The sequence below is a fragment of the Agarivorans sp. DSG3-1 genome (assembly GCF_046774965.1).
Classification (GTDB): domain Bacteria; phylum Pseudomonadota; class Gammaproteobacteria; order Enterobacterales; family Celerinatantimonadaceae; genus Agarivorans.
In genome coordinates this window covers 1,807,552-1,832,271 of sequence record NZ_CP177241.1, presented here as the reverse complement: position 1 = coordinate 1,832,271, position 24,720 = coordinate 1,807,552, and the positions used below count along the sequence as shown (strand labels likewise).

The window sequence follows — 24,720 nt, the reverse complement described above, 5'->3', positions numbered from 1 at the left end:
ATTTCCCTATTGATCAACTTTCGAGAGCGAAAGCTGAGTAGTTCTTTCGTTCCAACAGCCTTCGCCGTCTGAAACAACTTCTTGAATATCCAAACCTACATCGCTTACCTTCACAATCATGCCGTGATGTAAGCCTAAATAGTAACCTTCTTTAACACGATACAGCTCGCCACCAGGTGCCTCAACCAAAGCCCATAGGCTTGGTCCGTCACCCAGAATCCCACGCATAGTGAGACTGGATAAAGAGAACTGTTCAAGCGATTGCTTTTGACGCGTGATGCTTGGTGTAACAGTACACTCTTTCTCTGTGTTTAAGGTGGTATCAGCAAGTTCAGCCCTTGGGCTAGTGAACGGATTTCGTCGTTCAGTCGCTTGATAAGCTAAATGCTCAAAAGGTTTAATTTCTGGAACATCTTCCTTAACCGGTACTTTCCGTGCCTTCACTTCCATTACATATTGTTGCAAGTCATCTTGAGATGCCTCACAACCCACTAATGCAAGCAGGGTCAATCCAATAGCTATAGCTCTCATCATTTCCCCTTCGGCGCTGGTTTTTCTTTATAGCGGTAAGTTTTGGCTAACATCGCCATACTTAATGTTCCGCCATCACCTTGTTTTTTCATGGTGATGTTATCCAAAATAACAATCCGAGGAAGCGCTGCAACAGCGCTGACAAAAGCACCTAATTGATGGTAAGTACCACTCACTTCCAGCTTAATTGGTAGCTCAGTAGAAAACTCATGTTCTACTTCTGGCTCCCAATTAATGCGACGAAACTCTAAGCCATTATCAATACCAATAAAGCTAAGTTCATCCAGCAAACCGGGAATCTCATGTTTCTCTGGAAGCTGTTTAAGCAAAGATGAAAATGCCACGCGCATTTCTTCTACTTGCTTTTGGTAAATGGGTAAGTTGCCAGCAATAGCGGCTTTAACTTCAAACTTTGAGCGTAAGTCTTGCTCTTTAGCTTCAAGTTTCACTAACTCTTTTTGCTCGTCTGCAATTTGGTAATAATAAAAGCCCGCAGAAAGCAGACCACACACCACCAAGCCAAAAATAATTTTTGCAACTTTAGGCCAGGTACCAATGCTCTCTAAATCGAGTTCATTTAACTGCTGTAAATCCATTACTTAGCCTCCTTTTTTTCTTCAGGAACACCAAGTTTTACCGCAAAGTTAAGTTGGAACTTACTGAGCTCCATATCCGCTTGTTTACCTGGTAAAGCAACAATAGAACGAATACTAGGGCTACCCAGCCACACTTTTTGCTCAATATTGCGCATCAAGCTAGCCACTCGGTAGTTCGCCTCACTCTTACCATCTAAATTAATTGCTTGGTCTCTAAAGGCTAAGCTATCCAAATAGATGCCAGTAGGGGCAATTAACGGCAGGTTATTAAAGATTCTAGTGGGAACGTTGCGGCTTTCTTGCAAAGTTTGAATCAATGCAATCCGCTCTTTCAAACTTTTCTTCTGTTCTTTAATTTTGCGAATTTCGCCAATTTGATGATCAAGAATGGCAATTTCTTTTTCAAGAAACTGATTCCGCGCAGTTTGTTTGTCTTGAAGGTTAGTGTAGTAACCCTGCACACCCAATAACGCTACCAACGTAATAGCCGCAGCAGATGCTAAGCCAATCCAAAATTCACGCTTTTGTTTAGTTTTAACCTCATCGCGCCAAGGAAGTAAGTTAATGTTAGACATTATCAAAACTCCTTAAAGCTAGACCCAGCGCAACCATATATTTACCGCCTTCTTGACGAAGTTTTTCGCGGTCAACCGAACGGTCAAACTGACAATCATTAAACGGCGCAGCTTTAATTACGGGCACTTCTAGATCACTTTGCATCTGAAACATCAGTTCATCAGACAAAGCACTACCACCACTAACTGCGATAGCGTCTAAAGATTTATAACCACTGGAGCTTAAAAATAACGACACCTGACGGCGTACGTTTTGAATAATACCGCTAACAAACTGAGCAAATACGTCTATTTCGTAGTTTTCCGGTAAGCGACCACTTACTTTCATCTCTTTCGCTTCTTCTAAGCTAAGACTATAGAAACTCGCAATTTGTTGGGTATATTGAGCGCCACCAAAGTTTTGTGCTCGGTTATATACCACTTCACCTTTATCCAAAATGGCAAAGTTTAAAGTAGTTTCACCGATATCAACTAAACCGATAATTTTGCTTTCATCAAACTCTTCGTCTTGCTGGTTAAGCACGTAGTTCCAAGCACGCCCTAAAGCATGTGATTCAACATCTACAATTTTGGTTTCAAAATCAGCATTGGTTAGCACCTCAGCACGGATGCTTACAGCCTCAGTGCGGGCAGCACTTAACAACACATTATTTCGATTAGGCTCACTTTCGTTAATACCTAATACTTCAAAATCAAGACTAATTTCATCGATTGGAAATGGAATAGAGTTTTCAGCCTCAAGCTCAACTTGAGTCTCTAACTCTAATTCTGACAAACTACTGTCCATGTAAATTACTTTAGTAATTACATGGCTACCTGCTACAGCTGTCGCCACCTGGCGACTACGCGATGGAAGCTTTCGCTTCAATTCGCGTAATGATTCAGTAATCTCTTCCGGAGAAACAACTTGGTTATCGACTAACGCGCCTGTTGGTGTATCTACTTCGGCCACAGACTCAACTTTCAACCCTTTTGAGGATTTTGAAAGCAATAAGCCCTTAATTGTGGCAGATCCAAAGTCGATACCTAACAAAGCAGTCGATGATTTTTTACCTATCCCTAGTACCATGACTCGCCAACTATCTTTTTAAATTTAAACAGTTACCTGTGATTGCAGAATAACGGGTTATTGATTTAGGTGCTAATAGTTATTAAGAAAGTTGTCGAAACAGGTCACAATTTGACGATATAATCGGCGATTCTTTAGATACAGAGTGCAAAATTCGGAATGAAATGGCTTAAAAGACTGTTATTTTTGATTTTCTTAGGGTTTAGCCTTGGGCTAGCAGCAGTCACTGCATTATATTTTTATTTTGCACCTCAGTTGCCCGACGTGACAACTTTACGAGATGTGCAACTACAAACACCCATGCGAGTATTTAGTGCGGATGGCGAGTTAATCTCCCAATTTGGAGAGAAACGCCGCATTCCCTTACAAATTGATGAGGTTCCCGAACAAATGCTGCAAGCATTTTTGGCTACCGAAGATGCCCGCTTCTATTCACATCCAGGTATTGACCCAATTGGTATTACTCGGGCTGCAGTAAACTTGATCGCAACCGGCGAAAAAAGCCAAGGCGCAAGTACTATAACTCAACAAGTAGCGCGTAACTTTTTCTTAACCCGAGAAAAAACCTACATCCGTAAGATCAAGGAGATCTTTTTAGCAATTAAGATTGAACAGGAATTATCGAAAGATGAAATTCTTGCTTTATATCTCAATAAAATCCCCTTGGGCTATCGCTCATTTGGTGTCGGCGCCGCTGCACAAGTATATTACGGAAAAACAGTCGATCAGCTTACACTACCGCAAATAGCGGTTATTGCGGGTTTGCCCAAGGCTCCTTCTGCGTTAAACCCTATTCGCTCTCCAGAGCGTGCCCGCGACCGTCGCCGTGTGGTATTGGGCCGTATGTTAGAAACCGGCTATATTGATCAAGCAAGCTTTGATGAAGCGAATCAAGCACCGATTACTGCGACTTATCACGGCGCTGAAATCAGCCTCGCTGCGCCTTATTTGGCCGAGATGGTTCGTCAGCAAATTCTCGAGCAATTTGGCGAAGATGCATACACAACCGGCATGGATGTGTATACCACCGTGACTGCCAAACGACAAAATGCCGCAACCGACGCGTTACGAACAAACCTTAAAAGTTACGATCAACGCCATGGCTTTCGCGGCGCAATTAAACAGCTATGGAAAGGCCAAGAACCAGCGTTAAGCCAAGAAGACATAAACAAACAACTCGCCAGTTTACCCAATTACGGTGTACTACGTGCTGCAGCAGTAATATCGACTACTGACAACAGCGCAAATATTCTAGTTAAAGGTGGAAAGCTTGGTGTAATCGCCTGGGATGATATGAAATGGGCACGTCGGTTTATTACTGATACTCGCCAAGGCCCTGCGCCTAAGTTAGCCGGTGAGATACTGTCTGCCGGTGATGTAGTATGGGTAGAAGCAATCGCCGATAACCTAGCCACCGCAGACAAAGAAGCTAGCAACAGCAATGAATCTGAGAATCAGCCTCTAGCAAGCAGCTACTCACTTTCTCAGCTTCCGGATGCTGGCGCAGCACTAATTGCTATTTCTCCATTAGACGGAGCTGTAGAGGCCTTAGTGGGTGGGTTTAGCTTTAATCAAAGCAAATTTAACCGAGTCACTCAGGCCAGCCGTCAAGTAGGCTCAAATATAAAACCATTTTTGTACTCGGCAGCTTTTGAACAGGGTATGACCTTAGCCACATTAGAGAACGATGCGCCTATTAACCGTTGGGATAAGGCAATGGGAGTGGCATGGCGCCCGAAAAACTCCCCGCCTGTTTATGATGGCCCTATCCGTCTGCGCGTGGCTTTAGCTCAATCCAAAAACGTTGTTTCAGTACGTTTAATGCGAGACTTAGGTATAGATGCCGTTATTAAACATTTAGCCAAGTTTGGCTTCCCAGCAAACGAGCTACCGCGCAACGAATCTCTCTCTTTAGGCTCAGCATCGTTAACGCCCATGCAAGTTGCCAGTGCCTATGGCTCTTTTGCTAATGGTGGATATTTAGTGAGTCCTTATTTCATTGACCGCATAGAAGATGGGGAAGGCAATATCATCTTCCAGCAATTGCCAAAAGTAGCCTGTGATTCTTGTTTTGACACCATTGAGCACGCCCCTAGTTTGAACAAGTTACTCAATATTAAAGGTAATCCTTTAAAACAATGTGATATTTCATTTGCTCAAGAAGATGATTTAGCACCAAGAATTATTAGTGCTGAAAATGCGTTTTTGGTCTCACAAGCGATGAACAGTGCCGTTTGGGGCGGTGGTAGTTGGGCACATAAAACAGGATGGAATGGTACCGGTTGGCGAGCTGCGAAAGAACTTAAACGTCGAGACATAGCCGGTAAAACGGGTACAACCAACGATGCCAAAGACGCTTGGTTCTCAGGTTTCTCTCCCGACTTAGTGGTGACATCTTGGATTGGTTTTGATGACTTTAACCGCGAGTTAGGCGAGGCATCGTACAATGCTAATTTAGACAAGAACCAAGTTACCGGCAAAGAGTTCGGCGCAAGAACTGCTCAACCAGCCTGGATCGATTTTATGAAAGTAGGTTTAGAAGGCGTGCCAGAACAAGCCTTCACACCACCTAAAAACGTAAGTACGGTAAGAATTGATCGCACCACCGGTTTGTTGACCAAATCGAGCGATCATACAACTCGCTTTGAGTACTTCGAGAACGGTACCGAACCCAAAGAATATGTAAAGCCATCTTCAGGTTCAGTATTTGATAGTGAAGAAGAAGAGTTGTTCTAAGCAAACTCTGTATGAGATTGAATCAGTTTAGCTAACTGATTAAAGCATGGTCGTCGAACCGAGTTATTTCTATAAAGCAGACTTATTCGGCGACTAGGCTCTGGGGAGCTAAAGTGGCGATAACAAATGCCATTTTGTTCTTCAGTATCTGGTATCGCGAGTTGAGGTAACAAGGTAATACCCATTCCGGCCGCAACCATATGGCGTAAGGTTTCTAAGCTGGTGGCTTTAAAACTAGTATCCTCTTTGGCACCAGCGGCAAAACAGTAACCCATCGCTTGGTCACGCAAACAGTGGCCATCTTCTAACATTAATACTTGCTCACCGCTCAGTTCAGAGAGTTGAACTTCCTGCTGATTCTGCCATTTATGGTTGCTTGGCATTGCCAGCATTAAGGGTTCATCAAACAAATCAATTGAGCCAAAACGCTCCATGTCTGGTAAATAAGCCAGCAGCAGACAATCAAGCTCGCCCTCTTCTAACCTTTGTAATAAAACATGAGTTTGTTCCTCATAAAGAAACAACTCCATTTCACTAAATTCTTCACGAATATGTGGCACGATTTTGGGTAACAAATAAGGAGCAACAGTAGGAATTAAACCCACATGCAACGGCCCAGCCATAGGTGCTTGGAAGCTTTTTGCCATGTCTTTCAAGCCTTTAACCTCAAGCAAAATGGTACGCGCTTTAGCAGCAAGCTCATCGCCAGCATGGGTGAAAATCACCTTCCGCGATGTTCGCTCAATCAGTAGTAAACCGAGTTCTTCTTCTAACTTAGCAATTTGGCCGCTTAAGGTAGGTTGGCTAACAAAACACTTTTCTGCCGCTTTGCGGAAGTGTTTGAGCTCTTGTAGAGCAACCAAGTATTCTAGATCTCTTAAATTCATTTAATTCTCATTTTCAACTTTGCTGAACACTAGCGCAGTGCTGCAATAGCTAATCATTTTCCTTAGCTTACCATCATTAGTTGTCGGTTCATCAAATATGCGTCTTCAGCTAAGCAGTGACTAGAAGCTAAATGAAGATAAAAGCCAGAAAGGCAGGTATTGCTATATGGGGGAAACAGCCAGTAGCAAAGCTACTGGCTGTATAACTAGCGGGTTACTTAACCGCTGCTTGGATTCGAATAGCAGCAATATCGAGCAAGTTAAATGCAGCATCTTTAGTATCAGTAAAAGTGCTATTAGCAGCCAAATAACTCATATTGTAAAAATCGTACAAAGCCAGTGAGTAGCTGCCAATGGCTAACTCAGCCTGCAGCGGTGTAGAGTACACCAGTGGCTTAGTATTAGCCTGAGTACGCGCATGTGGCATTTGAATTGGCCCCTCTGCCACTACATCACCACTGCTATTTTTAACCACCATCCATTTCACGGCGTTAGTTACCCCTAAATTAATCGCGTTATGGTCATTATGGTATTTAAGTTGAATGTTATAGCTGCCGTTGGTGCTAATTTGTAAATTGCTCACACTTAAACTATCGCCTAGGTTACCCCATTGCTTTAAGTAAGCTTGAGCAATCACCGCATCGGCAGGGCTTGCCGCAACGTTACTACTTACTCGAGAATCACTCACCAGTATTTCTTGGCCCGATGAATAACACTGCGGCACACTGTGATGCGACACATTGTCTGAGGCGCTAAATACTGCTTCTACGCTATAACAAGCAGCAACGCCTGCTTCGGGGGCAATATTGTCTAGATAAACGCCTAAGGCTTGTTGAGCGGCAATTTGATCACCATTACGGTAGATGCGATAACTTACTGGCTCGTTGTTTTGAGTATCACTTATCTCTAGCGCTAGCTTGCCTGCCTCTAAAAATACTCGTTCGATCACTGGAGAGAATGGAGCAAACACTTGTGGGTCTTGGCTAGCTAGAGCCTCAGCTGTTACCTGAGAAATATCATTAGCTCCTGCTACTAAATCTCCTAGTGTAATCACTATGCTATTACTGTCTGCCAATGCCGACCAAGCTATTGAAGAAGCAACGCTTGTCCCATTTAAGCTGACACTTTGAACAGGATAATAACCAGGCTCGTCACTCTCTGCGGGCAATTCGATTTGTACATCAATATTGTGACCACGTAGGGTAAGCCCTTGTAAACTAATAGTGCTGTTATTGGCAAACAGGGTACGGCGTAATTTGCTGGTGATAAACGGATTAAGATTGATGCCACTCTCTTCCGTTTGCACGCCAAACACACCATCAATCACCATGCCTACATAAGCTCCCACAGACCAAAGCTGGCGAGTCGAATTAATCACCGGCCCAGATAATCCCGGATTATCGATATCCAATAAATTGGGTTTAAGGCTTAACCATTCTAGGTTTTCCATATTCGACAGATTCAGCGATGCAGCCCGAATCAGAGTATCAAAGGCAGCATCGGCCACCGCAACATTATTGGAGCTTATCGCCGCTTTTAGCCCATAGGCAGTCACAAATGGCCAAACCGCACGATTGTGGTAAACAGCAATTCCCGGCTGCTGAGGAAAGATAACCGGGGCGCCTAAGTCTCCGTGTGGGTAATTAGCCACAACACTCGCCGCTCTCGAGCTATCAGCAATACCACTTACCACCGCTAAAGCTTGGCCTAACCAATCAAACTTGTATAAGGCTGCGCCATCTTGATGACCAGCAATAATGCTACTGTACAAACCTTTATCAGCTAACCAAAACTCTTGGTTAATAGCATCTTTAAGGTCACTTGCCCAACCCAGATACTTAGCTGACGCAACACTGTCCCCCAACTCTTGGGCTAACGATGCAGCCAGCTGAATCGCTTGGTAGTGAAGCACATTAGTTGATAAGGCTTTGCTGCTGCCTAGGCTAGCAATGTCGTTAACAATCCAGCTGGCGTAGCTTTGTTCACGCCAATCAAGAAACGACTGTTCGCCTCTATATAAGCCGTCTTGCGTGTCAAACGCAGCAACACGATCATTCTCTAAGGTATTAACTAATGCAGGGTATGCTTGGTTCACAAACGCTGTTCGATCATTGCCACTCAAATTATGCAGTAGCTTTTCCGCCCCCATTGCCCAAGTAACGCGATCGGTACTGATTGGCCAACTTCCGCCCGTGCCAGTATCTTGTACAATCTGTAAACCGTCGTCAGATCCTTTTGCATAAGCAGGTTTAGTTTGCCCTTCGCGGTATGGTGACAGCTTAAATTCTAATGAGTTTTTAACACGCAGAGGATCAACCATTGCTAAGCCCAAGTGAGCAGCGTAAGACAGATCTCTGGTCCATACGTAGTGCCATTTAGCTCCCGTTTCAAAACAATCACATGGAATGGCTTCACCCCCGTTGTAATTATCATCAACAATTTCGCTTACGTTGTTTTGCACCGTTTCATTTAGGGCCAGCGCAAATAAGCCGTCAAAGGCAATGTTTCCGGTACGCACCTTAGCTTGGCCTGCTAGCTCTTGGTAAAGTACGTAGTTATTGCCGGGGTCTCGTAAATCTTGAGTCGTTGATTGGGCATATTCGCGTAGTTCTGCCGCTGCCGTTTTAACTGAAAACGTCGCTTTGCTAACATCGTCATCAATGGTATTCGGGTAATTCAGCTCAAGGGTGAGCTCATGATCTAAATGGGGATCTATGGTTACATCACCGCTACCATCGGTTTCAGTAACACTAAAGACCAGTGCAGAAGGTTGAATAGCATCGATAGTAAACTGGTAAAAAGCTGTTTCTGTGACAAAAAAACTACTGTTCGGGCCACTTTCCTCCAAGGTGTACTCTTTATCTAGCTCTGCCACCACCGGATTATCGGCATCCAACACCCACTCGCTCGACCAATCAGCATAAGCCAATTTAAACTCATGGTTACCGGGGGCGATTTGCTTAGTTAGCTGGTATTGGTTATCACCTAAATACTTCAGCTCATCATCACTGGTCCAGCCATTAAAGCCGCCGCGAATATAGAGTTTTTGAGCTAATGGAGGTATATCTTCCTTGTAACTAAATACCGGAGAAGAGAGATCCTCGCCTATCGTTAACACAAAATCATAAACACCTGCATTTTCTAACACCAAAGACATGTTCGCAGCTGCTTCGCCAGTGGCTAGAGGGTAATCGGTGTTAGGGCTGAGCTGAGTTAGCTCATCAATATTTGCTGTAAAGGTTGTCTCTAAGGTCCAGTTTTCATCGGCCACCTTAAACTCATGAACTCCTGCGGTAAATTCAGTGTTGTCTAAGTGATAATTTTCGCCATTAAAGCTCAGCTTAAACTTCTCTTCGGCAGACCAACCGCTAAAGCTACCTTTCAAAAATAAAGGAACTTGGTAAGGAGCAACACTGACACAAGCAGTACCCTCGGCATTTTGTTCTAAGGGTGGAGCGCAATTTAACGATGAATCATCAGATAAACAGCCGTTCAGCAATATAATTGAGCTAAGGCCAATAAAGCCTCTGCTCACTGTAATTTTTGTTAGCATTTGTTATTCCCACTATAACGATTATTCAGTACTTTGCTCTGCGTTTACAGCCGCCAAGAAATCCTTAGTAACTGCAAATTTGTTATCTTTTTAGTGCGAGGCAAAGGCACACCTAAGGCATAAACACCTTATTGATAAGTATATATTTAGTGGTCTTACGGTAAGTGAAGTCCATCACGCTTCATTGCTGACTAAAAAGTCACTACTGATTTTGTGAGGCAAGGCCTTAACTGTTAAAAACCAACAAGGCTAAATTTTTATACCTAAACCAACTCTGTTAGTGAATAGCATTTGGTAGCCGAAATAGTAAAATCGATAGCGCGATTCAATGCAAAGCACGATGGTGGAAATTTTGTGGCCATAGTTTGGAAATAAAGGCAGGCTTTCACGATTAAGAGTATTAAGGCGACAGTGAACATGACGCATGCCCGAATGGCGTTCAATTAGCTTGCTAAGTATTCAATTTAATTATGCGGTACTTTGTTAACCTGGCTTGTTCAGACTTAAAGCCGAGCAACCAGCAGTAGCCCCTTTAGACCCTATAGCCTTTCTGCAATCAAACTAGAGCGGAGTTGTTAGTAATTGATAGTGAAAATACAAAAATTACAGCAATAAAAAAGCCGGTAAAGCTTAGCTTTACCGGCTTCAAGAAACTTTATGAGTTTCTATGAATAACTGGAGCGATGATTACATCATGCCGCCCATGCCACCCATACCGCCCATGCCGCCCATGCCGCCCATATCAGGAGCGCCACCAGCTGCTTTGTCTTCAGGCTTGTCAGTGATCATACACTCGGTAGTGATCATTAAACCAGCTACTGAACCAGCAAACTGAAGAGCAGAACGAGTTACTTTAGTTGGGTCAAGAATACCCATCTCTAGCATGTCGCCGTATACGCCTGTGCCAGCGTTGTAACCGTAGTTAGCTTCGCCTTCTTTAACTTTGTTAGCAACAACAGATGCTTCGTCACCAGCGTTAGTCACGATTTGACGAAGAGGAGATTCCATTGCGCGAAGTGCTACACGAATACCTACGTTTTGGTCTTCGTTGTCGCCTTCAAGGCCAGCTACTTTAGCTGCGGCGCGCACTAGAGCAACACCACCACCAGCCACTACGCCTTCTTCAACCGCTGCGCGAGTTGCATGTAGTGCATCTTCTACGCGGTCTTTTTTCTCTTTCATTTCAACTTCAGTAGCAGCACCAACTTTAATTACCGCTACACCGCCAGCTAATTTAGCTACGCGCTCTTGAAGTTTTTCTTTGTCGTAATCAGAAGACGTATCTTCGATTTGTTGACGAATTTGATTTACACGACCTTGAATCGCCGCTTCTTCACCAACACCATCAATGATAGTGGTGTTGTCTTTAGAGATAACGACACGCTTGGCAGTACCAAGGTCTTCTAAAGTCGCTTTTTCTAGCTCTAGGCCAACTTCTTCAGAAATCACAGTACCGTTAGTTAGAATAGCGATGTCTTGAAGCATAGCTTTACGACGGTCACCAAAACCAGGGGCTTTAACCGCAGATACTTTAACAATACCGCGCATGTTGTTTACAACCAATGTCGCTAGGGCTTCGCCTTCAACGTCTTCAGCAATAATAAGCAGTGGCTTACCCGCTTTTGCTAGTGCTTCCAATAATGGAAGTAGCTCGCGGATGTTAGAGATTTTCTTGTCAGCCAACAGAATGAATGGGCTGTCTAGCTCAACAGTACCGTTCTCTTGGTTGTTGATGAAGTAAGGAGATAGGTAGCCACGGTCAAACTGCATACCTTCAACCACGTCTAATTCATCTGTTAGCGCTTGGCCTTCTTCAACCGTAATTACGCCTTCTTTACCTACTTTTTCCATTGCTTCTGCAATGATGTTACCAACAGTGACATCAGAGTTAGCAGAGATAGTACCTACTTGAGCAATCGCTTTAGTGTCGGCACAAGGAGCAGATAAACCTTTAAGCTCTTCAACTGCAGCGATTACCGCTTTGTCGATTCCGCGCTTTAGATCCATTGGGTTCATGCCAGCAGCTACTGCTTTAAGGCCTTCGTTAACAATAGATTGAGCAAGTACTGTTGCAGTAGTCGTTCCGTCACCAGCAGCATCGTTGGCTTGAGAAGCAACTTCTTTCACCATTTGTGCGCCCATGTTTTCAAACTTGTCTTCAAGTTCAATTTCTTTAGCAACAGATACACCATCTTTAGTGATGGTTGGTGCGCCAAAAGATTTGTCTAATACTACGTTACGGCCTTTAGGGCCCAGAGTAACTTTTACTGCGTCTGCAAGTACGTTTACACCAGCCAACATTTTGCTGCGTGAATCGTTTCCAAATAATACGTCTTTAGCTGCCATGATACATTTCCTAATATTCGTTCAGCTTTTTCTTAACCAGAAAAAAGGGAGATTATTCTACAATTGCTAGAATGTCTGACTCAGACATGATTAGCACTTCTTCGCCATCAACTTTTTCAGATTTAACGCCGTAACCTTCGTTAAATACTACAGTGTCACCAACTTTTACATCTAAGGCTTGGATTTCACCGTTATCAAGCATACGACCTTTACCTACGGCAACAACTTCGCCACGCGTCGATTTTTCAGCCGCTGAACCAGTTAGCACAATGCCACCAGCAGACTTACTTTCTTGATCTTTACGTTTGATGATAACGCGGTCATGCAACGGACGGATGTTCATTGCTATCTCTCCTTTAAAAAACATTCATGTTTGTTTGTAAAATGCAGCCAAGGCTACAAAGCTTTCTGTTGAAAATAAGATGGGGGCGTTCAAAGCGCATACAAGGGGTAAAGCAGAAATTTTTTTGGTTTTTTATCGCAAAAACTTAGCGAATATCAAAATGAAAACATTTTCAGCAACAAATTTTACAAAAAACACTTGAACCCGAATAAAAATTTGAGCAGGATCACAGCTACTGGTCATACTAGACAGTTATACCAACATTTGAATAACAAACAGATAACAAATCGTTGGTTGAATTTAGCGTAATAGCGGGAGCACTTAGCATGCAGCAACTTTACATTGCATTTGAGCGTTTAAGCGGGTTTCTCTCAAAAGAGAAAACTGTTTATTTGTCTTTCCAGGGTAGCGTTAAAGAAGCCGAAGAGCATCTGCGTTCCGATGAGTTTGATTCATTTTTGTCTACTAGCAAAGGTTTGAATCCACGCATCGTGACCACCAAACACTAAGCAATAAGCTTTAGACAGATATAAAAAAAGAAGGGCTTGCCCTTCTTTTTTGTTTTAGTCATCTTTTCTTTCAAACTCGCCTTCAATGGTGCTGCCGGGTTTCTCACCCACTTTACCGCTTGGCGGATTAGCATCTTTCACATTGCCGCCTCCTGGCGTTTGAAAACGCATCGACTGCATCTTAAGCGCTTGAGATTTTAATACTCGCGACGCCAAAAAAGCCCGTAGCGGCGGCAGTAAAATAAGTAAACCAAAAGTATCCGTAATAAAACCTGGCATTACCAGCATAGCGCCAGCAATAATCAACATTAGCCCTTCAATCATTTGTTGAGCAGGTGTTTCTCCTCGCTCCATCGCCGAACGCGCTTGAAAAGCGGTTTGTAATCCTTGGCTACGAACTAATGACGCACCCACCAATGCGGTAAGAATAGTGAGAGCGATGGCACTTAAGGCTCCCATTTGGCTGCCCACCTGAATCAGTACATAAATCTCGGCGTACGACAGGCCAGCAAACAACAAAAATACATATAAAAACAAGGCGTAGTTCCTCTAAGTCATGGAGAAGCTTAACCAGCGCTTCACCTTAAGAGTAAAATATGGGGGCTAATGGGGCAAATTTAAAGGTTTGTGTTCAATAAAGCAGCGGTTAACCCTGCTGTTAGTAAATAGCTTAAGCACTTAACGCTAAGGTTTCTACACTTTAATAAAGCCTTAAAAAAGGAGTTGATGATGGACACGGCCTGCTATTTGGTTCTCACCACGTTCCCAGATCAAGACTCAGCGCAAGACTTTGCCCAGCAAGTGGTAGAAAAAAAGTTAGCCGCTTGTGTTAACATTTTACCGCAACTCAGGTCTGTCTATCGGTGGCAAGACAAAATTGAGTCTAGCCAAGAAGTACAACTGCAAATTAAAACCAATTTACGGTGTATAAATCCATTGCAGTGTTTTTTAAGAAAAGAGCACCCTTATGATTGCCCTGAATACATTGCACTACCGATTGAACAAGGAGCGAGTGATTACCTCAAATGGCTAAACGATTCTTTACAGTAGTATTAGCGCTCTGCTTGAGCCTACCCGCCCATGCCAACAACTTGCTAGATCAGCTACCGGGCTTAAATACTGGCCCGTCGACCAACGCTCATGATTTTTTGCCGGTAGACAGCGCCTTCGCCTTTAATTTTGTAGAACAAGACAAAGCCCTGCACTTAAGCTGGCAGGTGGCTGAAGAGTATTATCTCTATCAGGCGCAATTTATTGTTGAGGCCGACGGACAATCTCTAGATTTAAGCTCTCGCTTACCACAAGGTAAACTATATAACGACGCCTATTTTGGTGAAGTGATGATTTACCCACAAGATGTGTCCTTTTCACTGCCCTTAAGTGAGCTTAATAACGCCAGCGATATTACCGTGACTTACCAAGGTTGTGCTGAAGCAGGCTTATGTTACCCACCAGAAACCAAATCGGTATTTCTTTCGCAAAGCGGTTCAGCCCCTTCTGACTCAGCGAACTCGATTAGCGAGGCCGACAACAACAGCCCAGCGCAATCAGCTAGCACTGAATCAGTGCCTATTAGCCAACAATGGGTACTGGCCGAGCGTTTAACCAATAGCAGTATTTGGCTAAATACTTTGTTGTTTTTTGTATTGGGAATTGGCCTGGCCTTTACACCTTGCGTATTTCCTATGTACCCCATTCTTACTGGAATTATTGCCGGCGCGGGCAAGCAACTGAGTAGCAAACGCGCGTTTGCATTATCTTTAGCTTATGTGCAAGGCATGGCGGTGACTTTTACGGCTTTAGGCTTAGTAGTAGCCAGCGCCGGATTGCAATTTCAAGCAGCCTTACAACACCCTGTTATCTTAGGCAGTTTAGCCATACTGTTTGTAGTGTTGGCACTATCAATGTTTGGCGTTTTCAACCTACAGCTTCCTAGCAACTTACAACAGAAGCTAAACAACTTAAGCAATAAGCAACAGGCCGGCTCGCTCACTGGTGCTGCAATTATGGGGATGATTTCAGGCTTGGTGGCCTCGCCTTGTACAGCAGCACCGTTGTCTGGCGTTCTCATTTATGTGGCCCAAAGTGGCGACATTGGCTTGGGCGCGCTCACTTTATATAGCTTGAGTTTAGGCATGGGCTTACCGCTGCTAATACTTGGCGCAAGTAGCGGCCGCTTACTGCCTAAAGCTGGCGCATGGATGAACCACGTTAAAACATTTTTTGGCGTGATGTTATTAGCGGTAGCGGTATTACTGCTAGAGCGGTTTATTCCGGCTTCGGCGGTTCACGCTTTATGGGCGGTATTAGTCATTGGCGCTAGCGCTTACTACTATCATCAGAACCGCTTAACCGTATTAAGTGCTTGGCAAACTACCCGTCAGCTTATCTTGTCGGCAATAATGATTGTAGCCTTGCTGTGGGCCGCTCAACCTTGGTTGTCGGCTCCTCAAGCCATTAAACAAGGCGAGTTTATTCAAGTAGCAAACTTGGAAGAAATGCAGCAGCAGTTAGCGTTAGCCGCAGCGCAAGGTAAACCCGCGTTGGTCGATTTTTACGCCGATTGGTGTACCGCCTGTAAAGCCTTTGAAAATGAAATCTTTCATGCGCCACAAGTGGCTGCAAAGTTTGACAACATGGTACTGATTCAAGCCGATGTGACGAAAACCAATGCCACAGCAATAAAATTACTCGGCCATTATGAAGTCTTAGGTTTGCCCACCATATTGTTGTTTAACCACGCAGGCGAAGAACTAAATCAAGCCAGAGTCACCGGCTTTATGAACGCCGAAGCCTTTAAAGCCCATTTAATACTCAACGGTTTATAGTTATAAAAAGCCACCTTAGGGTGGCTTTTTATTCAGTGCTGTTATGGTTTAAGGCTCTACTCAATAATTTCGTTCGCTAGCACTATTAGCCTGTTAATTACTAAACCCTAAAATGGAGTCGTAGTTAACAATTTTAGCGTGGCGCTAAATATAGTGGTGGTGGTTCAGCTCTCGCTTTCAGTAAGGTCTAATGCCTTAGCAAAGATACAGTAAGTGTTTCACCTACTGGCGGCCTTATAAGGCGAACTATAACCAGTATTGGCCAAGAAAAAACCACCCTAAGGTGGTTTTTTCTTTAGTACCGTCGATACTTAAGCGACCTTAAAGCCCTGTACCAAATCAACTTGTTCTTTAGCCACCGATTCTAAATCATCACTCAGGCGATTTAGTTCAGTAACTACGGTTAAGTTTTGCTGCGCCGCACTAGAAATGGTTTCCATACTGCACGACACATCTTCACTGGTTGTTTGCTGCTGATTAGTGGCTACACTAATTTCTTCATTAAGCAGCGACAGTCGCTCAATGTGAGTGTTAATGTCACGGATCTGCTGGTTAATGCTGTTCACGTTGTTGGCATTCAGCTCCATACTCTGATTACACTGCTCAATCTCTTTCACTGCCAGTGAGGTATCTTGCTGTAACCCACCAATCATGGTTTGAATCTCAGTGGTAGACGACGCGGTGCGCTGCGCTAGTTGTCTAACTTCATCTGCTACCACAGCAAAGCCACGACCTTGTTCACCGGCGCGAGCCGCTTCAATGGCTGCGTTAAGTGCTAACAAGTTAGTTTGCTGAGTAATCCCTTCAATCACTTCTAAAATACCAAAAATGGCGTTGCTGCTTTCATTTACGTGTTTAACTCTATCGGTCGAACTCGCAATATTGTCCGCTAAGGCTTGGTTGTTCTCTAAAGCTTCTTCAGTTAAACGCACACCATCTTGGGTACTATCACTAATTTCTCGCATCCCTTGGGCGGCTGATTCGGCGCGTCGAGCCACATCTTGAATCGCCTGCTCCATTTCAGTCATGGCGGCCGACACGGTAATACACTGGCTGCGTTGTTCATCCAGTTGCTTCAACATATCGTTGCCGTGCTGGCGGTTAACCGTAGAAGCTTGGCCTAGAGCCTCACTCTTATTGCGCAAACCGGTCACAGTGTCCCGCTGTTGCTCAATCACTTGGTTAAGCTGTGAACTCAACATGCCAAACTCGTTGCCACTTTGGTATTGGCAGCGTTGGCTTAAATCGCCGGCCGCTAAGTGCTTCAAGGTTTCGATCAATTGCTTCAATGGAGCCCTAATCAATTGTTGAATAGTTAATCCCATGGCTAAACAAAACAATACCGTTAAGGGAATGACCACTGCACCGCTGCTAATCAAGGTAGAAATACTGCCCGACGCACCTTCAATCTGCTTCTCTGTGGCGCTTTGGCTCTCGGTAATTAGCTGGCTAAGGTTGGCATTAACGGCCTCTAATTGCTCTGTAATTGAGCCTTTAAGCTTCATTAACTGGTTTTGCTTAATCAAATACTGCTGGTATTGCCCTAACAAACCACCAAAGGCAGTCACTTCATTCAATAACCATGGAACTTGCGTTACCAACTCATGCTCGCCTTGAGAGTCACCTGACAGCTCTTTTTCCACAATCAAGTCACCAAAATCTTCTTCTACGTAAGTTTTAGTTTCGCGGTTGCTGGTCATCAATTTACCCACTTCTCGCGGGTTAGTTGAATTTAATACGTTAATGGTGGCCAATTGCATGGCCGATAAATCGGTGCTTACCGCATCCAATAACACTCTGGTCATATTAGGATCGGTTTCATCAAACAGTTGGCCTAACAATAAGTTAATACGAAGTGAAATACCTTGGAAAGTTGCGGTGCGCTCTGACAAAGAAGTACCGCTAGAAATAACATCCTGGTGCAGTTCCAATAAGCTTTCGCTATCTTCAAACAACAGCTCATTTTGCTCTTGCACTAAAGTGAAGCTCTCGCTCTCTACGCCGTTTTCAGCTAACCAGTTAACCAGCACGTCTTCAGCCACCTTGTAGTCAGCCACACGCTGACGATATTGCTCAATGAGTTGATTAACTTGTTGCTCATCGCGCTCTTGAATCGCATTATTCAGTACCCGTTCAACCGCGGTTAAGCTTCGGTCTAAATTGCTGGTATGCTCCATTAATGGGAACGCTTGGGTAATCACTTCACCCATGGTATTTTCGGCTTGCTGCATTTGCTTCCAAGCCACTAAGCCTAAACCTAACAATACGACACATAGCAGCGAAAATGTTGCGAGAATCAATTGAGTAATTGACAACTTTTTGTGTATTAGCATCTCTATCTCACTTTTAAAAATTTGCCACATCCATATGTAAGCGCTTACATGTTAACTGGATGGCACATCACCACTTATTATGTTTTCCAGATCAGCAATTATGTAATCACGTTTTCGAGAGCTAATCTAAGTTTGTGTGAACGTTAACATCTTGTTACAAAATAAAAGAGTGATATAGCTCAACAAAGAGCTGTAGCAAAACAACACGCTGACAATAAAATCAATAATATCAACAAATAGTGAATCAAACTATTTGCCGCTATACACAAAACACCAGCCCGAGTAAGCTAAACACTTCATAACAGGAACACCCCATGCAACTTGGTAAGATAAACCTAAATTTACTCAGCGCTTTGTATTACCTGCTGCAAGAGCAAAGCGTAACTCGCGCAGCTGAAAAAATGCATTTAAGCCAATCAGCCATGAGCAAGCATTTAGCTAAATTACGCGAAGTGTTTGGCGACCCATTGTTAGTACGTGTGCAGGGCCAATTACAAGCCACACCTAAAGGCTTAGCGCTAAAAGCCCAAGTCGCTCCCCTGTTGGATTCAGTAGAAAATCTGTTACATCAACAGGTCTTTGAGCCCAGCCTCTGCCAGCGCACCTTTACCATTGCCACCTCCGACTACGTTAGTGAACACTTACTACCTAAGGTGCTAGGCTTAATCTATGAGCAAGCGCCGCAGCTTAATATAGAATTGTGCAACTGGGATCACACCACCAATCGGCTACTGCACAGCGGTGAAGTAGATTTAGGCATGACACTACCGCCTAAAGACAGTACCGAGTTACATGCCACTACCTTAGGCACCGACCGTTTAGTGTGTTTAATGCACCAACAGCATCCCTATTTAGCCCTTAACACGCCCAGTGTCGCTGATTATTGTCGCTATCCCCATGCCATTATTACCACCGGTGCAGATAAAAATAGCCACATTGACCGGTACTTACAGCAACAAGGGTTTCAGCGACAAATACAGTTTCGTGCATCGTCTTATCCAGCGACCGTTCAAATACTTAGCGAAACGCGTTTTATTCTTACTTTGCCAGCAAAGATTGCCCAGCAGTTAGTAAAACAGCGACCACTGGCAATCGTTGATTTACCTTTTACTGTAGAAAATTTTGAGTACTCGCTAATTTGGCATCACCGTAATCATCACGATCCAGCGCACTCTTGGTTTAGGCAGCAGATACACCAAGCAATGACTTAAACAAGATGTAAGTAAGCGCTCACCTGAACAAATTGAAGGCCTAATAAAGCAACAGTTCTTACGCTGAGATACCGTGAGCCATAATGCCAAATTGCTGGCGATAGGTTTCCATGGTCATTGCCATCTGCTTTTTAAATAATCGGCGGAAGCTACTTTCGTCTTTGTAGCCCACTTCTAGTACAATTTTGCTACTCGGCAGCTGAGTTGCCTCTAACAAATTACAGGCTTGATTCACCCTCACCTGTTGCAAGTACTGTAGTGGTGAACAAGCTAAGGCAGCGGCAAAACGGCGCTTTAGCTGGCGGTCACTAATATTCAGTTCCTCGGCTAAACCCACCATGTTCAGTTCTTCGCTACTATTGCGTTGCAAATACAATTGCGCCTGTTGCACTAACGCATCTTGGTGTTCAGGTTTGAAGTGAGTCGCCCGATAAGGCGCTGCAGGCGGCGCGTTTAAGTCCATCATCAATAACTTAGCAGTGTTAATTGCCGTTTGATGTCCCGCAAAACGGCCAATTAAACGCAACACTAGGTACTCATAAGCCATGCTGCCGCCAATTGAGCACAACAAATTGTGATACTCAGCAATGGTGTTTTGACTATCAATGGTGAGCGTAGGGAAAGCTTGACGAAAATGATGTTCGTTACGCCAATGCATTAGTGCTGGGTTCTTTCCCAGTAAATTCGCTTGGGCCAGTAAAAACGCTCCGGTGCACATGCACACAATCATCTTGTCCTCGGCCATGTGTTGTTGCAGTACCGGTACCATTACTTCACTTTTTTGCATTGCCGCCTGCACTTTACCAAAGTTACTGGCCGACTGATAAATACCAGGAATAATCCAAATATCGGGTTTATCGCCACGCTCGACAAAACTGGCTAAATCACAATCGGCATCAATGCGTAAACCATTGGTGGGTCGCACACTATTACCGTCTAAAGACACTAACTCCCACTCAAATAAAGGCTGCGCACCAGACTTGATTAAGCTGTAGTTGGCGGCAATTAGGGCGTCTAAAATACCGTTAATACCTGTACCAAAACAGTTATCCATTAATAAAATTGCGGCTTTCATCTCATGTCCGATTTCACCATTAGATTGGCAAATATGACACTTATTTTGTGTTCTAGCAATCGGCATACTAGCCACTCAGTCGCATGGAGCCATAAAATGAATCAGCCCATCTCTCAAGAACCAACATCGATTAATAGCAAAGCGAGTACCGATATTAATCATGCCCTTGCAGGTAAGCGCCACAAACGTGTGGTGCCACTGAGTTACCAAGCAGCAGGTTTGTTATTTAACTTGGCGGGGTATTGCCATCAACGTTGGGCGGGAGCTCAACTCGCCAATTTGTGGTTTAGAGTGTTTAAACGTAAACCTAGCCCCAAGGCTCAGCAGTTTTGGCAAAGTGCCGAGCAAGTGCACTCTATTGATGTAAACCAACATAAAGTGGCTCTACACCTATGGGGAAGTGGGCCTTTGGTGGTATGTTTACACGGCTGGAGTGGCAGTGGGATTCAATTTCGTCATTTTGTAAAACCATTGATGGAGGCTGGATACCAAGTCGCAACATTTGACGCCCCTGGTCATGGCATGCATTCAGACAAACATAGCCACTTGCTTAATTTTAGCGACAGCCTCAGCGCGATAGCCCAGCAATATGTCCCAGTGCACTGCGTATTAGCTCACTCCTTTGGGGCGATGGCTACTACCACCGCTCAGCAGCGAGGGTTTACCACCAACAATATTGTGATGCTAGCGCCACACTTAAGCGTTCAAGAAATGTTTAATACCTACGCCAAGCTACTTAACTTAAGTCGTGGGCTTAAAACCTCGTTTCAACAACAAGTGGGCGAAAAAATGCAGAACTTGTTGGCAGGCGAAGACCCTTGGCAGTTATTTACCGTAGAGCGTTTGGTGCCACAAACCACCAAAGGTTTGTTGATCAGTGATGATCAAGACCAAGAAGTGGCTCAACAACAATTCAAGCAGATTGAGCAGCGCTGGACAGCCGCTAACCACTACCAGACCCAAGGTTTAGGCCATTTTAAGATCCTTAAAGACCCACAGGTAATTGAACAAACGGTGCAGTTCTTGGTAAACCAACGAAAAATAGAGGGTGAGGTTTAACAGGGAAACATAGGCGGAAGTAGCGAAATTGTTTATGCTGGCGACTATTGAGTATCGCCTAATTAGGCCACCATGAATAAACCTGTATCAACTGCACCTTCTTCGTCTATCTGCCCGGGCTGCGGGGAATCACTAGCCTGCACCGCAAATGCACAATGCTGGTGTATGAAAATGCCCACAATATTGCCGGTTACGCTGGGTTTAACCGGCGATGCTTGTTTCTGCCAAGGCTGTTTATCTAAAAAACTGGCGGTTAAACTAGAACGGTTAATTGCCAGTACACCACATGCCGAAATGTTAGAACAAGCAGCGCGCTATCGCCCTATAGGCGAGGCATCAAGCAAACTTCAAGAACATCTAGATTACACAACAGAGAATGGCTTTATGGTGTTTAGTGCCTGGTATCACCTTAAGCGCGGCACATGCTGCGGCAATGACTGTAGACATTGCCCCTACCCAAGTTAAACCAAAACTGAAGCCTAAAGTGGATTTGTTCTGGCTAATTGCTTAGTAAATGCTTTATTAGCAAAGCCATAAGCTAAACGTGTTAAGCCCCAAAATACTAACAATACCACTGCAATAATCGCATAAAGAGCATGTAAGTCGATAGACAGTTCAAATAATAAAGCCGACAGCTCTGCTTGCACATCTAACCAAGCAATCATGCCGTAAATCTCGTAGAAAGAATAAGCAAACACCGCCAGCAACTCGATCACAGAAATAAGCACCGACGCTAACCAAGACCAAAAACTTAAATACCGCAGTTCACGCCGAGTAAGTACCCGGCGATGATCGTTTACAAACAGCTGAACAGTTATTAAAGCCGACAGCATCAAAATAATAAGGCCTAAAAAGCTGTTGGTTTCTAAATCTAAATAAGACACCACCATGCCAAATACTAAGGAGCTGGCGAAATACACCAGCGAAAACCAGAGTAAATATTTGTTAATTGATACATCAGCTGTTTGCACGCTCTTCCCTTAACTTTGTTTAGCTAAACATCGATTGCCTTAGCAATAACTGCATGGCGTAGTTTACCTACTAGCCAAAAATTATCACTGCCTACCCAAAAACAAATTAACCCATATCAACTTAAGCAGCGCTACAAAAACTCAGCTCACATTTTCTACAATAACTCGTTTAGACAAATTAAATTCCATTTTGGAATGCTTTAAATAACAATAATTCCATTTATCTAGTCAGCGTTGCTTCTTACACTAGCGCCAGTTTTCGACTTCCAGTTTCAGGGACGGCCCGTGTTAGAAGCCCTCAGCGCTCTTTTATTAATTAATCTTCTTGGCATGTTAAGCCCTGGCCCAGATATGGTGATGGTATTGCGCAATGCTAGTAGCGGTAAACGCCAAGCCGCACTATGCGTGATGGGTGTATTGCTAGGCTTTAGCATTCATATCAGCCTCGCTATTGGTGGGCTGTCTATCCTTATCAAACAATCGCCCTTGCTGTTCGAAATTTTGCGTTGGAGCGGCGCTGGCTTTTTAGTATTTCTTGGTTTAAAAACCTTATTTAGCCGCTCAGAGCTAATTGAACTAGCCGGAGAGCCACAACCCAAACGAGCTAAAAAAGTTGTGCTTAGTGGCGTTGCTTGTAACTTACTCAATCCTAAAATTTTAGTGTTTGTGGTTAGCGTATTTAGCCAGTTTATTGGCAGCGATACATTGCTTAGCGAAAAGCTGATTTTAGGCGCTGCCTTGCTGCTCGAAACCGCCCTGCTTTGGTACGTAATCGTGCGAATTCTTTCGCATCATCGAGTACAAGTTAAGCTGCAACGCTATCAACAATGGGTAAATCGCTTTAGCGGATCAACTCTGCTTGGCATGGGAACTTTGCTCGGCCTTCACAGTTAATTAGTAAGCAAATTGAATCCATGAGGGCTTGGTGCTATGGTCAAAAAAAAGGCAGAAAACCCTCGCTATGGAAGATACTTACAAGATCATTATCGCTGATGACCACCCCTTGTTTCGTAGTGCTCTTCAGCAAGCAGTGCAAACTGCAGTTCCCGATGCTCAGTTACTAGAAGCTGAGAATGTTAACGACCTACTCAAGCTCTTAGACCTAGAGCGTGACCCCGACTTATTGCTACTCGATTTAAAAATGCCTGGTGCTAATGGTTTCTCGGCATTTACCCATTTACATGGCCAATACCCCGAGCTACCTATTGTGGTGATTTCGGCCAGCGAAGAAACCAGCGTAGTACAAAAAGCCAAGCAATTGGGCGCGACGGGGTTTATTCCTAAATCAACGCCATTGCAGCAGCTAGTTGCCGCTATTCAACACATTATGGAAGGCGACGATTGGTTTCCAGCCGGTATCGATTTTACCAGCCAAGTAGAAGAAGACCCTCTCGCCGAGCGCTTAGCCAGCCTCACGCCGCAGCAATACAAAGTATTAGTCATGCTGAACGAAGGTTTGCTGAACAAACAAATTGCTTACGAACTCAGTGTGTCTGAAGCAACCATTAAGGCGCATGTTACGGCTATTTTCCGCAAACTTAACGTTAAGAATCGTACCCAAGCGGTAATTGCACTGCAGCAATTGGAGTTGGAGCCAAGCCCAGAAGATAACGATATATAATGGATAAAAATGGCTTTAGTAAAAGCTCAACTTAAAGAAACTTGAGCGCTCTAGTGATTTTAGATAGCTCAATCAGCATTCAGGTTTGCTTTGCATTTGCAAAGCTTTAGCCCCCATTACATCAGCCTCATGCTCTAATGAAGGATTATCATTTACTGCCATTCCACCCACGCTGGTAGTCGCATTGACTCTACCCTGCGCTTGCTGTACCACATGGCCTAATTCGTGAGGTAGATGCTTCTCTTGGCCTGCCCCTAAATGAATTTCATTACCTTGCGCATACGCATGAGCTTGCACAGCGGCAGGTTTAGGCGAGTTATAGTGTACCTTTACATTATCTAGACTCATGCCTGATAAATTTTCCATGCCCGATTTTAAGTTATCAGGTAAACCCGTTTTATTGGCTTTTTGAATAGCTTGACTCGCTATACCTGATGCCGGTGCAATGCGGTGGTTTAACCGAGCCAATTTATTTGA

Annotated in this window: 22 protein-coding genes; 9 read left to right on the top strand and 13 right to left on the bottom strand. The window is 44.1% G+C overall.

Annotation, left to right across the window (positions count from 1 at the left end; genetic code table 11):
- Window positions 1-6: 6 nt before the first annotated feature.
- The 4 genes from ACLD71_RS08635 to pilM are packed head-to-tail and all read right to left on the bottom strand — an operon-like array spanning window position 7 to window position 2,771.
- Entirely contained in the window at window positions 7-534 is a 528-nt protein-coding gene (locus ACLD71_RS08635; protein ID WP_137673874.1) for a pilus assembly protein PilP, read from the bottom strand.
- Window positions 531-1,127, bottom strand: coding sequence for a type 4a pilus biogenesis protein PilO (locus tag ACLD71_RS08630; RefSeq protein ID WP_303515727.1), 597 nt, complete (start codon window positions 1,125-1,127; stop codon window positions 531-533). The genes ACLD71_RS08635 and ACLD71_RS08630 overlap by 4 nt, the downstream gene beginning before the upstream one ends.
- Complete coding sequence (locus ACLD71_RS08625) at window positions 1,127-1,702, bottom strand: PilN domain-containing protein (RefSeq protein ID WP_411994209.1); 576 nt, start codon at window positions 1,700-1,702, stop codon at window positions 1,127-1,129. Before ACLD71_RS08625 ends, ACLD71_RS08630 begins: the two co-directional genes overlap by 1 nt.
- Window positions 1,695-2,771 carry a type IV pilus assembly protein PilM gene (pilM, locus tag ACLD71_RS08620; protein ID WP_137673871.1) on the bottom strand — a complete coding sequence of 359 codons (1,077 nt, stop codon included), beginning with the start codon at window positions 2,769-2,771 and terminating at the stop codon, window positions 1,695-1,697. Before pilM ends, ACLD71_RS08625 begins: the two co-directional genes overlap by 8 nt.
- Window positions 2,772-2,930: 159 nt before the next feature.
- Between pilM and ACLD71_RS08615 the strand changes: the two genes are divergently transcribed.
- Entirely contained in the window at window positions 2,931-5,507 is a 2,577-nt protein-coding gene (locus ACLD71_RS08615) for a penicillin-binding protein 1A (RefSeq protein WP_411994207.1), read from the top strand.
- Here ACLD71_RS08615 and oxyR read toward each other — a convergent pair.
- The 4 genes from oxyR to ACLD71_RS08595 all read right to left on the bottom strand — a co-directional run bounded on the left by oxyR (window position 5,504) and on the right by ACLD71_RS08595 (window position 12,636).
- Entirely contained in the window at window positions 5,504-6,394 is an 891-nt protein-coding gene (oxyR, locus tag ACLD71_RS08610) for a DNA-binding transcriptional regulator OxyR (protein ID WP_411994205.1), read from the bottom strand. The two genes, ACLD71_RS08615 and oxyR, sit on opposite strands and share 4 nt — an antisense overlap.
- 214 nt (window positions 6,395-6,608) lie before the next feature.
- Window positions 6,609-9,947 (bottom strand): esterase, encoded by a 3,339-nt coding sequence (locus tag ACLD71_RS08605; protein ID WP_411994203.1) that lies wholly within the window; start codon window positions 9,945-9,947, stop codon window positions 6,609-6,611.
- Between the two features lie 687 nt (window positions 9,948-10,634).
- The gene (gene groL, locus ACLD71_RS08600) at window positions 10,635-12,293 is read right to left on the bottom strand and encodes a chaperonin GroEL (RefSeq protein ID WP_137673853.1); all 1,659 of its coding nucleotides are present in this window, start codon (window positions 12,291-12,293) and stop codon (window positions 10,635-10,637) included.
- Window positions 12,294-12,345: 52 nt separating this feature from the next.
- Window positions 12,346-12,636 carry a co-chaperone GroES gene (locus ACLD71_RS08595; RefSeq protein WP_137673852.1) on the bottom strand — a complete coding sequence of 97 codons (291 nt, stop codon included), beginning with the start codon at window positions 12,634-12,636 and terminating at the stop codon, window positions 12,346-12,348.
- Between the two features lie 326 nt (window positions 12,637-12,962).
- On the opposite strand from ACLD71_RS08595, the gene ACLD71_RS08590 reads away from it, so the two are divergent.
- A complete protein-coding gene (locus tag ACLD71_RS08590; RefSeq protein ID WP_137673851.1) occupies window positions 12,963-13,145 on the top strand; it encodes a hypothetical protein in 183 nt (60 codons plus the stop codon).
- Window positions 13,146-13,199: 54 nt separating this feature from the next.
- Here ACLD71_RS08590 and ACLD71_RS08585 read toward each other — a convergent pair whose 3' ends face one another.
- On the bottom strand, window positions 13,200-13,682 hold the full coding sequence (locus ACLD71_RS08585; protein WP_137673850.1) for an FxsA family protein: 483 nt from the start codon (window positions 13,680-13,682) through the stop codon (window positions 13,200-13,202).
- A 189-nt stretch (window positions 13,683-13,871) separates the two neighbouring features.
- Between ACLD71_RS08585 and cutA the strand changes: the two genes are divergently transcribed.
- The gene (gene cutA, locus ACLD71_RS08580; RefSeq protein ID WP_235836223.1) at window positions 13,872-14,195 is read left to right on the top strand and encodes a divalent-cation tolerance protein CutA; all 324 of its coding nucleotides are present in this window, start codon (window positions 13,872-13,874) and stop codon (window positions 14,193-14,195) included.
- A complete protein-coding gene (locus ACLD71_RS08575) occupies window positions 14,171-15,973 on the top strand; it encodes a protein-disulfide reductase DsbD (protein WP_411994200.1) in 1,803 nt (600 codons plus the stop codon). Before cutA ends, ACLD71_RS08575 begins: the two co-directional genes overlap by 25 nt.
- A gap of 311 nt (window positions 15,974-16,284) precedes the next feature.
- Here ACLD71_RS08575 and ACLD71_RS08570 read toward each other — a convergent pair whose 3' ends face one another.
- A complete protein-coding gene (locus ACLD71_RS08570) occupies window positions 16,285-18,306 on the bottom strand; it encodes a methyl-accepting chemotaxis protein (protein WP_161985164.1) in 2,022 nt (673 codons plus the stop codon).
- Between the two features lie 314 nt (window positions 18,307-18,620).
- On the opposite strand from ACLD71_RS08570, the gene ACLD71_RS08565 reads away from it, so the two are divergent.
- Entirely contained in the window at window positions 18,621-19,517 is an 897-nt protein-coding gene (locus ACLD71_RS08565) for a LysR family transcriptional regulator (protein WP_137673847.1), read from the top strand.
- 58 nt (window positions 19,518-19,575) lie between these two features.
- Here the strand turns inward: ACLD71_RS08565 and ACLD71_RS08560 are convergent, their stop codons facing one another.
- Window positions 19,576-20,592, bottom strand: coding sequence for a GlxA family transcriptional regulator (locus ACLD71_RS08560; protein ID WP_411994197.1), 1,017 nt, complete (start codon window positions 20,590-20,592; stop codon window positions 19,576-19,578).
- Window positions 20,593-20,688: 96 nt separating this feature from the next.
- On the opposite strand from ACLD71_RS08560, the gene ACLD71_RS08555 reads away from it, so the two are divergent.
- Window positions 20,689-21,651 carry an alpha/beta fold hydrolase gene (locus tag ACLD71_RS08555; RefSeq protein WP_411994195.1) on the top strand — a complete coding sequence of 321 codons (963 nt, stop codon included), beginning with the start codon at window positions 20,689-20,691 and terminating at the stop codon, window positions 21,649-21,651.
- A 72-nt stretch (window positions 21,652-21,723) separates the two neighbouring features.
- A complete protein-coding gene (locus tag ACLD71_RS08550; protein WP_411994193.1) occupies window positions 21,724-22,116 on the top strand; it encodes a DUF5522 domain-containing protein in 393 nt (130 codons plus the stop codon).
- A 14-nt stretch (window positions 22,117-22,130) separates the two neighbouring features.
- Here the strand turns inward: ACLD71_RS08550 and ACLD71_RS08545 are convergent, their stop codons facing one another.
- The gene (locus tag ACLD71_RS08545; RefSeq protein WP_137673844.1) at window positions 22,131-22,622 is read right to left on the bottom strand and encodes an ABZJ_00895 family protein; all 492 of its coding nucleotides are present in this window, start codon (window positions 22,620-22,622) and stop codon (window positions 22,131-22,133) included.
- A 285-nt stretch (window positions 22,623-22,907) separates the two neighbouring features.
- Here ACLD71_RS08545 and ACLD71_RS08540 point away from each other — a divergent pair, with 285 nt between their 5' ends.
- On the top strand, window positions 22,908-23,516 hold the full coding sequence (locus ACLD71_RS08540; protein WP_303515763.1) for a LysE family translocator: 609 nt from the start codon (window positions 22,908-22,910) through the stop codon (window positions 23,514-23,516).
- 67 nt (window positions 23,517-23,583) lie between these two features.
- On the top strand, window positions 23,584-24,243 hold the full coding sequence (locus ACLD71_RS08535; RefSeq protein ID WP_303553372.1) for a response regulator transcription factor: 660 nt from the start codon (window positions 23,584-23,586) through the stop codon (window positions 24,241-24,243).
- Window positions 24,244-24,315: 72 nt separating this feature from the next.
- On the opposite strand, the gene ACLD71_RS08530 is transcribed toward ACLD71_RS08535, so the two are convergent.
- A complete protein-coding gene (locus ACLD71_RS08530) occupies window positions 24,316-24,711 on the bottom strand; it encodes a DUF4157 domain-containing protein (RefSeq protein ID WP_411994190.1) in 396 nt (131 codons plus the stop codon).
- Between the last annotated feature and the right edge of the window lie 9 nt (window positions 24,712-24,720).

Coding starts and splice junctions, on each gene's coding strand:
- ACLD71_RS08635 (WP_137673874.1), bottom strand. CDS start 534: ATGATGAGAGCTATAGCTATTGGATTGACCCTGCTTGCATTAGTGGGT.
- ACLD71_RS08630 (WP_303515727.1), bottom strand. CDS start 1,127: ATGGATTTACAGCAGTTAAATGAACTCGATTTAGAGAGCATTGGTACC.
- ACLD71_RS08625 (WP_411994209.1), bottom strand. CDS start 1,702: ATGTCTAACATTAACTTACTTCCTTGGCGCGATGAGGTTAAAACTAAA.
- pilM (WP_137673871.1), bottom strand. CDS start 2,771: ATGGTACTAGGGATAGGTAAAAAATCATCGACTGCTTTGTTAGGTATC.
- ACLD71_RS08615 (WP_411994207.1), top strand. CDS start 2,931: ATGAAATGGCTTAAAAGACTGTTATTTTTGATTTTCTTAGGGTTTAGC.
- oxyR (WP_411994205.1), bottom strand. CDS start 6,394: ATGAATTTAAGAGATCTAGAATACTTGGTTGCTCTACAAGAGCTCAAA.
- ACLD71_RS08605 (WP_411994203.1), bottom strand. CDS start 9,947: ATGCTAACAAAAATTACAGTGAGCAGAGGCTTTATTGGCCTTAGCTCA.
- groL (WP_137673853.1), bottom strand. CDS start 12,293: ATGGCAGCTAAAGACGTATTATTTGGAAACGATTCACGCAGCAAAATG.
- ACLD71_RS08595 (WP_137673852.1), bottom strand. CDS start 12,636: ATGAACATCCGTCCGTTGCATGACCGCGTTATCATCAAACGTAAAGAT.
- ACLD71_RS08590 (WP_137673851.1), top strand. CDS start 12,963: ATGCAGCAACTTTACATTGCATTTGAGCGTTTAAGCGGGTTTCTCTCA.
- cutA (WP_235836223.1), top strand. CDS start 13,872: ATGATGGACACGGCCTGCTATTTGGTTCTCACCACGTTCCCAGATCAA.
- ACLD71_RS08575 (WP_411994200.1), top strand. CDS start 14,171: ATGGCTAAACGATTCTTTACAGTAGTATTAGCGCTCTGCTTGAGCCTA.
- ACLD71_RS08570 (WP_161985164.1), bottom strand. CDS start 18,306: ATGCTAATACACAAAAAGTTGTCAATTACTCAATTGATTCTCGCAACA.
- ACLD71_RS08565 (WP_137673847.1), top strand. CDS start 18,621: ATGCAACTTGGTAAGATAAACCTAAATTTACTCAGCGCTTTGTATTAC.
- ACLD71_RS08560 (WP_411994197.1), bottom strand. CDS start 20,592: ATGAAAGCCGCAATTTTATTAATGGATAACTGTTTTGGTACAGGTATT.
- ACLD71_RS08555 (WP_411994195.1), top strand. CDS start 20,689: ATGAATCAGCCCATCTCTCAAGAACCAACATCGATTAATAGCAAAGCG.
- ACLD71_RS08550 (WP_411994193.1), top strand. CDS start 21,724: ATGAATAAACCTGTATCAACTGCACCTTCTTCGTCTATCTGCCCGGGC.
- ACLD71_RS08535 (WP_303553372.1), top strand. CDS start 23,584: ATGGAAGATACTTACAAGATCATTATCGCTGATGACCACCCCTTGTTT.